The sequence below is a fragment of the Micromonospora sp. NPDC049049 genome (genome assembly GCF_040649115.1).
GTDB lineage: Bacteria > Actinomycetota > Actinomycetes > Mycobacteriales > Micromonosporaceae > Micromonospora.
This window is the reverse complement of the sequence record NZ_JBEZEX010000053.1, coordinates 20,279-28,609: the sequence shown is the minus strand read 5'-3', so window position 1 is coordinate 28,609 and position 8,331 is coordinate 20,279. Positions and strand designations below refer to the sequence as shown.

The window sequence follows — 8,331 nt, the reverse complement described above, 5'->3', positions numbered from 1 at the left end:
GACAAGAATGACCACGACTCGCTGGGCCTGTTCCAGCAGCGCCCGACCAGCGGTTGGGGCACACCCGAGCAGATCACCAACCCCGAGTACTCCACCACCGCGTTCCTCAAGGGCCTCAAGCAGGTCGACGGGTGGCAGGACATGCCCCTGACCGAGGCAGCGCAGACGGTGCAGGTGTCGGCCTACCCGGACGCCTACGCCCAGTGGGAACAGCAGGCCACCGACCTGGTCGGCCAGTACTGGAACAGCTGACCCGCACCACCGCACGGCAACAGCACACCTGCCGCTGGCCGGCACCCGCAACACCGGGGTGCCGGCCAGCGGCATCTCCGTGCCCCGCACAGACCGCACCACGACACCGACCGCTGGCCGGCACCCGCAACCCGGGGTGCCGGCCAGCGGCGTACACCGGTCAGTTCTTGTGGTTGTGGGTTCGCCAGATATCGATCAGCGCAGCGATCAACGCGAGGGCGATGATGCCGGTGGCGAGCATGAGGGACTGTTCGAAGGCGTCGGTCCAGTCCCCGCGGCTGTCGGCCAACGTGGAGAAGAACAGCGAGCCGACGGCGGCGATGCCGGCGGCGGCGCCGATCCGCTGGCCGGTCTGGAGCATGCCGGCGCCGCTGCCCGACTGCTCGACGGGCACCTCGGAGAGGGTGATCGTCTGGTTGGGGGCGATCACGAGCCCGCTGCCGATGCCGGCGACGAGCAGTGGGCCGGCGGTGACCCAGGGCGCCGGGGCGTCCGGGAAGAGGCGCAGTGCGATCACCGTGGCGGCCAGTCCGACCACCACGGTGAGCAGTCCGATGGCGACCAGTGGTCGGCCGAAGCGGTTGACGATGCGGCCACCGAGCACGGCGGCGGCCGCGGAGCCCAGGGCGAACGGGGTGATGGCCAGGCCGGCGACGAGGGCGCTGTAGCCGAGCCCCATCTGTAGGAACAGGGTGAAGATGAAGAAGATCGCGGTGAAACCCCCGAAGTAGACGAGCGCCAGGATCGAGCCCAGCGTGTACGACTGGAAGCTGAACAGTCGGAGGTCGAACAGGGGTTGATGGTGGCGTGCGTAGCGTCGTTCCCAGAGCCCGAAGGCGACCAGCACTGCCAGGCCAACCGGGATGAGGGCCCACTTCCACGGGGTCCGCCACTGCTGCTCCTGCACGAGTGGCAGCAGGACCAGGACGACGCCGACGCCGAGCAGCAGGACCCCGACGGGGTCGAGTCGACGCCAGCCGGGTTGACCGGTGGGGCGGCCGGGCAGCAACCGCCAGCCGAGGATCACCGCGAGGACACCGACGGGCACGTTGACGAAGAAGACCCAGCGCCAGCCGTGCTCCTCGCCGCCGACGGCGATGAGCAGCCCACCGAGCAGCGGCCCGACGGCGGTGGAGATGCCGATGGTGGCGCCGAGGATCCCGAACGGGCGGGCGCGTTCGGGGCCGCGGAACAGCTGCTGGATCAGCCCGATGACCTGCGGGTTGACGATGCCGGCGGCGGCGCCCTGCAACAGTCGGGCGATGACCAGCCAGGTCGGGGAGGTGGCGAGGCCGGCGAGCGCGCTGGTGATGGTGAACAGCGAGATGCCGAAGACGAAGGCGTTGCGCCGGCCACGGGCGTCGCCGAAGCGGCCGGCGGGCACCAGTGCCAGGCCGAAGGTGAGCGCGTACCCGGAGAGAATCCACTGCAGGTCGCTCGACGACGCGTGCAGCGCCCGGTCGATGGAGGGCACGGCCACGTTGACGATGCTCACGTCCAGCAGCGTCATGAAGGCGGCGACGAGTCCGACGCCGACGGCCTGCCAGCGCCGTCGGTTCTCGGCAGCGGTCACCGGCTGCGGCGTCTGCGCCGCGCTCATCGTGCCCCCCGTCGACCCTCGGTCACGCATGGTTGACCGCTACCCGGGTCTTCGGGGGGCGAACCGTGCCAGGTGGTTCCGCTGGTCACGCCATCTGGCGGGCGCAGAACCGGGGACCGAAGTCGAGGCCGGCCATCGGCGAGTCCTCGCGGTGCAGCAGGCCCTTCTCGGTGAGCAGGTGCAGAGGGCTGCCCACCTGCTCACCGGTGAGCCCGGATTCCTCGGCGATCAGGTCCGGGTAGGGCACCTGCCCGCGTGCCTCAAGGGTGGTGACCGCCTGGTACACCCGTTGCTCGGCCTCCGACAGTTGCACCTGCTGCATGGTTCCTCCTCTGCTCGTCCGCCACTACGGTGGCGGTTGCCGTGCGCGGGTTACCCCCTCGGTGCCCGAAGATGCACACCCGATCGGGCGGTCGTGCCGGTGGGCGGGTCCGGCGGGCGGGCCGGGGAGGTGCCCTAGGCTGCTTTCGTGATCGTTTGGGATCTCGTCGTCGTTGGCGCTGGCCCCGCGGGGCTGTCCGCGGCGCACGCCGCTGCCCGTGCTGGCGTCTCCACCCTTGTCGTCGAGCGAGCCGTACACCCGCGGTACAAGACCTGCGGCGGTGGCCTGATCGGCACCTCGCTGGCGGCCGTCCAGGATCGGATCGAGGTGCCCGCGCACGACCGGGTGGACCGGGTGACGTTCACCCGCGACGGCCGTCGGGAGTTCACCCGCCGCAACGGCAGCCCGGTGGTGACGATGGTGCGCCGCGAGGAGTTCGACGACCGGCTGCGCGCGGCGGCGGTCGCCGCCGGCGCGCAGCTGCGGGAGCGGGTCGCGGTCCGCGCGATCGAGCAGGACCCCGAGGGGGTACGCCTGCGGCTGGCCGACGGTACGACGATCGCGGCTCGTGCCGTGATCGGGGCGGACGGCTCGTCGGGGGTGACCGGGCGGCACGTCGGGGTTCGGTACCGGCAGGTGGATCTGGGTCTGGAGTTGGAGATTCCGGTGCCGCCGGTCGAGCAGGAGCGGTGGCGGGGCCGGCTGCTGTTGGACTGGGGCGACATGCCGGGCTCGTACGCCTGGGTCTTTCCCAAGGGCGACCGGTTGACCGTCGGCGTGATCGCCGCGCGGGGGGCGGGGGAGGGGACCCGTGAGTACCTGCGGCGGTTCGTCGACCGGTTGGGTCTGACTGGGCTGCCGGCGGAGCACGACTCCGGTCATCTGACTCGTTGTCGGGCGGAGGATTCACCGTTGCGCAACGGCCGGGTGCTGGTAGTGGGGGATGCGGCGGGGTTGCTGGAGCCGTGGAGCCGGGAGGGCATCAGCTTCGCGTTGCGCTCAGGCGAGTTGGCCGGAGCTGCGGTCGCGGATGGCGACCTGGCCGGGTACGAGCGGACGGTGGCCGAGCGTCTGCTGCCGGAGATGCGGGCGGGTTTCCGGCTGCTCGACGTTTTCACCCGTCGCCCGGACGTGTTCCACGCCCTGTTGGCGACCCCTCCGGGCTGGCGGATGTTCGTGCAGTTCTGCCAGGGACGGGCGAGCTTCGACGAGATGCTGAGCCGCCGGTCGATCCGGGCGGCGCTCGCGGTGTTCGATCGGTTGTCCCATTCGTCGCGCCAGGCCACCACCGCTCACCCAGGATCCTAGGATGCCTTAGAGGGTGTGCGTCCGGCTACTGGTGTCGACCGGCGGGGCCGCCGGACAATCACAGCGGAGCAGGGGGAGGCGCTGATGACCGAGCAACAGTTCACCGACGACGAGTACGCGTTTCTGCGCCACGCGCGGTTCGGGGAGTTGCCGCCCGCCGTCCGTCCCGACGAGCGGGTGGCCCTGACCGAGACCGATCCCGGGCGCGACCGGCCGGAGGAGTCCGAGGACCCGATCCGCTGGAACGTGCAGGGCTGAGAACGCGCGACGGGCCGCGGGTGTCGCCACCCACGGCCCGTTCGTGATGCGCTGCGGTCAGAAGACGGGCACGCCCTCGCGTACCAGACGCCAGTTGGGCTGGAAGAAGTCGGCCGGGTCGATCGTCCCCCTGGCCTGCGCCCAGTCGATGAGCAGCTGACGGATCTCCTGCTGCGCGTTGTACACCTGGGTCTTCACGATGCCGGGGAAGTTGCCACCGCCGCTGCGCCGGTAGTTGTTCACCGCCACCACGAACTGCGCGTTGTCCGCCACCGGGGTGTCGCTGCCGGCCAGCACCAGCCGGGTGATCCGCTGCCCGACCGGCTTGGAGATGTCGATGTCGTAGTCCAGGCCGGAAAAGACGTCGTAGTTGTAGTCCGGCACCGCCGGGTCGTTGATCTGCTCCGGGTCGACCGGGGCGCCCGGCGCGACCGTCCGGAAGTACTTCGCCGAGTACTCCAGGTAGGCGCGCACCTCGGCGCCGCTGAGCACGACCGCCTCGAGGGTGTTGTCGTACACGTACAGGCCGGCCACGTCGCGGATCTTCACGTCGCCGGCGGGGAACACGGCGGTCCGGCTGAACGGGGCCGCGATCGACAGCACCGGCAGGTCCGCGTACGCCGTGCCGGCCAGCGCCGCGCCGACCACCTCGGTCTGCACATGGTTGATGAAGTCCAGGATCGGCGTGTCCTTGTACCGCGACTCCGCCGCCGACAACTCCACAGTGGACGTCGCGACGACCTGGTTGACGTACGCCACGGTCTTCTGGTGCTGCGCCCGCACGGCGGCGAGCACCTTCGGGTCCTCGACCACCGTGTTGGTGTTCAGCATGGTGGCGGCCTTCTTGGTGATCGCCCACCGGCCACGCTCGCGGGTGAGGGTGAAGTCCATCCGGGTGAGCCGCTGGCCCCACTTCGACGGCTCGGAGAGCAGCACCTGAGTGCCGGTGCGCTCGTTGGTCACGAACCGCTCGACCACCTCGTTGTGCGCGTGACCGAAGAGGATCGCGTCGATTCCCGGCACCTGCTGGGCGATCAGCGCCACCGGGTTCTCGTTCGGCAGCTCGGGGCCGTAGCTGGAGGTGCCGCTGTCACCGCCGTGCGCGGAGATCAGCACGAGGTCCGCGCCGCGGGCCCGCATGATCGGCACCCACTTCGCGGCGGTCGCGATCATGTCGTCGAAGCGCAGCTTGCCCTCGACGTTGCCCTTGTCCCAGATGGCCACACCGGGGTTGGTCAACCCGAGGATGCCGACCCGCAGGGTCGGCGCGGCGAAGCCGAGGGAGACCTTCTTGATGACGTACGGCAGGAAGGCCGGCTTGCCGGTCTTCGCGTTGACGGCGTTCGCGGCGAGCGCCGGGAAGCCGAGCTGACGGATCCACAGGTCCAGCAACGGCAGACCGTAGTTGAACTCGTGGTTGCCCAGGGTCACCGCGTCGTAGTCGATGACGTTCATGGCCCGTGCCATCGGGTGCTTCTCCCCGGTGGCGGTGATCGGCTCCTGCTTGGCGTAGTACGTCGCGAGGGGCGTGCCCTGGATCGTGTCGCCGGCGTCGAGCACCAGCGTCGCCTTGCCGCGCCGCTCCCGACGAATCTGGTTGATCAACGTCGCCAGCTTCGCCACGCCGATGTCGTTCTGCTTGCTGTCGTCGTACTCGGCGTCGCGGTAGTAGTCCCAGTTGTAGACGTTGCCGTGCGTGTCCGACGTGCCCAGGAGGGTGAGATCCCAGGTGCGCGGCCGGGCCGCGCCGGCCGCCTGCGCGGGCGCGGCGGCGATCAGCGGGGTGGTCGCCGCGGCTGCCGCGGCTGCCGCGGCGACGAGCACCTGGCGGCGCGACGGGCCGGAGGAAGAGGTCATGACGTGCCTTTCCATGGGGGTGGACGCGCCTCGTGAGCGCCTTGCGCACCCTAACCAGCAGCGGGCACCGCCGCACCACAGCCCCGGTCGTTGCAGCGGTTTCCGTAGGCCGACGCAGGGTAGGGCGGTCAGGGACGGCATTCGCGGGAGACCCCCGCTTCCCGCGCGCAGCGAGGAGAGTTTTCAGTGAGCGAGGACCAGCACACCCAGCAGGACCCGACCAGCCAGTACGGAGGGCAGTCCGGTCAGCCCGCGCAGCAGCAGTCAGCGCCCGGCTCGACCGCGGAGATGAACCCGCGGCCGGACCACGGTGAGGAGTCGTACCGGGGCAGCGGCAAGCTCGACGGCAAGCGGGCGCTCATCACCGGTGGTGACTCGGGGATCGGCCGGGCGGTCGCGATCGCCTTCGCCCGGGAGGGTGCGGACGTGCTCATCTCGTACCTCAGTGAGGAGGAGGACGCCGACGCCCGGGAGACCATCCGGCTGGTCGAGGCCGCCGGCCGGCGGGGCGTCGCGGTACGCGGCGACGTCACCGACGAGGCGCACTGCCAGGAACTGGTCGATCGGGCGGTGCGCGACCTGGGTGGTCTCGACATCCTGGTGAACAACGCGGCGTACCAGATGTCGCAGGACAAGGGGATCCTCGGGATCAGCACCGAGCAGTTCGACCGGGTGTTCAAGACCAACCTGTACGCGATGTTCTGGCTCTGCAAGGCGGCCATTCCGCACCTGGCCGAGGGGTCGGCGATCATCAACACGTCGTCGATCCAGGCGTTCGACCCGTCGCCGCAGTTGTTGGACTACGCCACCACCAAGGCGGGGATCGCCAACTTCACCAAGGCGCTCGCCGCCGACCTGGCCGAGCAGGGCATCCGCGTCAACGCGGTCGCACCGGGCCCGGTGTGGACGCCGTTGATCCCGGCCACCATGCCGGAGGAGAAGGTGAAGCAGTTCGGCACCGACACCCCGGAGGGGCGTCCCGGGCAGCCGGCGGAGCTGGCACCCGCGTACGTCTTCTTCGCCTCGCAGGAGTCCAGCTACGTGACCGGCGAGATCCTGGGCGTCACGGGCGGTCGACCGACCAAGTGAACCGCCGTCGGGTGGGCGTCCGCTCGGGATGCCCACCCGACGCTTGTGGCCTGCTCGCGTCGCGTGGCCCGTTGGTGCGGCTCGTTCTTGTGGCCCGCTGGTCAGCGTGGCCAGGCGGCGAAGCGCTGCCGGATCTCGGCGACGTCGACGGCGCCCAGGCCGTACCGGCCGAAACGCTGGTCGGAGAGCCGGTCCAGATAGCGGCCGGCGGCGCGCACGTCGTCCGGGTCAAGCGCGGGGTCGACCTGCCGTGCCAGCACCAACAGTTCGGTCACGTCGTAGTGGTCGAGAGCCGCGGCCACGTCGATGAAGTCGCGAACCTCCCGCCGGTTGACCAACGCCGCGATCTTGTTAGCCACCAGGTCACGAACGTCCATCACCGGGCCGAGGTCCATCACCACCGGACTCTGCTGGCGGTCCAACCGGGCGAGGCTGAGCCGGATCTGCCGTCCGTCGCGGCTCACCACGAAGTCCTTCATGTCCTGCTCGTACCCGTCGAACAGTTCGGCCAGCTCACTGTCCGGGTCGGCGTCACTGACGATGAACCCGGCCCGCTCCAGGGCCACCCGCACCCCGGCGGACGCCGCCGCCGCGGCACCCTCCACGTCCGCGAAGAGGTCCACGTCCTCCGTCGGCCGGGCGACCAGCCCATGCGCCGCCCACGCCACCCCACCACCCAGAACGAACCGGTACGGCCCGGCGGCGGCCAGCGCCACCCGGGCCACCTCCCGGTAGAACTCGTGCAGATGAGGTTCGATCACGCCGCGCGCAGGCCGCGGTGCCGGCTCTCCCACGCCTGGCGTACGCCCCGAGGCAGGTTGAGCAGTCGCCACACCCGACGCAGCGTCCGCCCGTTGATCAGGGCGCGCAGATCCTCGGCTCGAGTGGTCTCGCGAAGCACGTTTTCGTACATCCAGAGCAGCTGGTCCGGGTCGCCGAGGTCGAAGGTGCGCTCGGCGTTCCACATCAGCCGTACCGGCAGTTCCACCACACCTCGGGTGGGGCCGGCAAGCTCGGCGAGGGTCCGTGCCACCACAGCGGGGCGACCCGGGCGGGCCAGAAAGGCCACGCCGGTCGCGGTGGGGGAGACGGCCTGCATGGTGTCAGGGTAACGCCCGCCAGAGCCGGTGTCGCTCAGGACGATCCGACCGCGCTGCTCCACGCGCGCCGACCTGACCCTGCCCGCTGCGAAGTGTGTCCGGTTTGTGCGGCCTTGGCACGGTCGGTGCGTTCCTGATCGACTCGGGCTTCCTGATGTCGGGGTGTCCGGGCGTCCGGGATGCCCCGCCTTCCGTGAACCCGAGTGGATCACCCGGAGAGGGCTGGTCCGATGGCGTGGAGCCCGGTGCCGTGTGGGTTGTTTGTCTGTATCTGGGTGTGGCCGGGTGCACTCGCGGGCCGGAATCATGGCCGGGCCGGGGTCGTTACATACCCTGACGATCGCAGCACCACCGCCGGCCTCCGGCCTGGTCACCCGGGTTGGAATGCCAGCCACCACCCGGTCGTTGCAGTCCGCACGAACGACCGAACGGGCACCGCCGCGATGAGGGTGCCGATGGATGGGCCGACCCCGGAATGACCCCGGCCCCCCGGTCGTTACACACAGACCCGGCGCCACGAGCCCCCGCTCGCCAGGCCGCCGACC

At 70.5% G+C, this 8,331-nt stretch carries 8 protein-coding genes and 1 pseudogene; 4 read left to right on the top strand and 5 right to left on the bottom strand.

Features of this window, described 5'->3' with window-relative positions; all coding sequences use genetic code 11:
- A pseudogene (locus AB0B68_RS31270) lies at positions 1-252 on the top strand (hypothetical protein); the annotation flags it as partial.
- 160 nt (positions 253-412) lie between these two features.
- Here the strand turns inward: AB0B68_RS31270 and AB0B68_RS31265 are convergent.
- On the bottom strand, positions 413-1,852 hold the full coding sequence (locus tag AB0B68_RS31265; RefSeq protein WP_357264550.1) for an MFS transporter: 1,440 nt from the start codon (positions 1,850-1,852) through the stop codon (positions 413-415).
- A gap of 85 nt (positions 1,853-1,937) precedes the next feature.
- Positions 1,938-2,174 (bottom strand): hypothetical protein, encoded by a 237-nt coding sequence (locus AB0B68_RS31260; RefSeq protein WP_124823326.1) that lies wholly within the window; start codon positions 2,172-2,174, stop codon positions 1,938-1,940.
- A gap of 147 nt (positions 2,175-2,321) precedes the next feature.
- On the opposite strand from AB0B68_RS31260, the gene AB0B68_RS31255 reads away from it, so the two are divergent.
- Entirely contained in the window at positions 2,322-3,482 is a 1,161-nt protein-coding gene (locus AB0B68_RS31255; protein WP_357208082.1) for a geranylgeranyl reductase family protein, read from the top strand.
- 84 nt (positions 3,483-3,566) lie between these two features.
- Positions 3,567-3,740: a hypothetical protein gene (locus AB0B68_RS31250; RefSeq protein ID WP_355010277.1), complete on the top strand. Its 174-nt coding sequence runs from the start codon at positions 3,567-3,569 to the stop codon at positions 3,738-3,740.
- A 57-nt stretch (positions 3,741-3,797) separates the two neighbouring features.
- Here the strand turns inward: AB0B68_RS31250 and AB0B68_RS31245 are convergent, their stop codons facing one another.
- Positions 3,798-5,597, bottom strand: coding sequence for a 5'-nucleotidase C-terminal domain-containing protein (locus tag AB0B68_RS31245; RefSeq protein ID WP_357264547.1), 1,800 nt, complete (start codon positions 5,595-5,597; stop codon positions 3,798-3,800).
- 186 nt (positions 5,598-5,783) lie between these two features.
- Between AB0B68_RS31245 and AB0B68_RS31240 the strand changes: the two genes are divergently transcribed.
- A complete protein-coding gene (locus tag AB0B68_RS31240; protein WP_355010275.1) occupies positions 5,784-6,686 on the top strand; it encodes an SDR family oxidoreductase in 903 nt (300 codons plus the stop codon).
- 101 nt (positions 6,687-6,787) lie between these two features.
- Here the strand turns inward: AB0B68_RS31240 and AB0B68_RS31235 are convergent, their stop codons facing one another.
- Both AB0B68_RS31235 and AB0B68_RS31230 read right to left on the bottom strand, forming a co-directional pair.
- A complete protein-coding gene (locus AB0B68_RS31235; protein ID WP_357208489.1) occupies positions 6,788-7,447 on the bottom strand; it encodes a nucleotidyl transferase AbiEii/AbiGii toxin family protein in 660 nt (219 codons plus the stop codon).
- Entirely contained in the window at positions 7,444-7,785 is a 342-nt protein-coding gene (locus AB0B68_RS31230; RefSeq protein WP_124770765.1) for a hypothetical protein, read from the bottom strand. The genes AB0B68_RS31235 and AB0B68_RS31230 overlap by 4 nt, the downstream gene beginning before the upstream one ends.
- Positions 7,786-8,331: the final 546 nt, after the last annotated feature.

What these genes read in the sequence shown, in the direction of transcription:
- AB0B68_RS31265 (WP_357264550.1), bottom strand. Translation starts at nt 1,852, where the DNA reads ATGAGCGCGGCGCAGACGCCGCAGCCGGTGACCGCTGCCGAGAACCGA.
- AB0B68_RS31260 (WP_124823326.1), bottom strand. Translation starts at nt 2,174, where the DNA reads ATGCAGCAGGTGCAACTGTCGGAGGCCGAGCAACGGGTGTACCAGGCG.
- AB0B68_RS31250 (WP_355010277.1), top strand. Translation starts at nt 3,567, where the DNA reads ATGACCGAGCAACAGTTCACCGACGACGAGTACGCGTTTCTGCGCCAC.
- AB0B68_RS31245 (WP_357264547.1), bottom strand. Translation starts at nt 5,597, where the DNA reads ATGACCTCTTCCTCCGGCCCGTCGCGCCGCCAGGTGCTCGTCGCCGCG.
- AB0B68_RS31230 (WP_124770765.1), bottom strand. Translation starts at nt 7,785, where the DNA reads ATGCAGGCCGTCTCCCCCACCGCGACCGGCGTGGCCTTTCTGGCCCGC.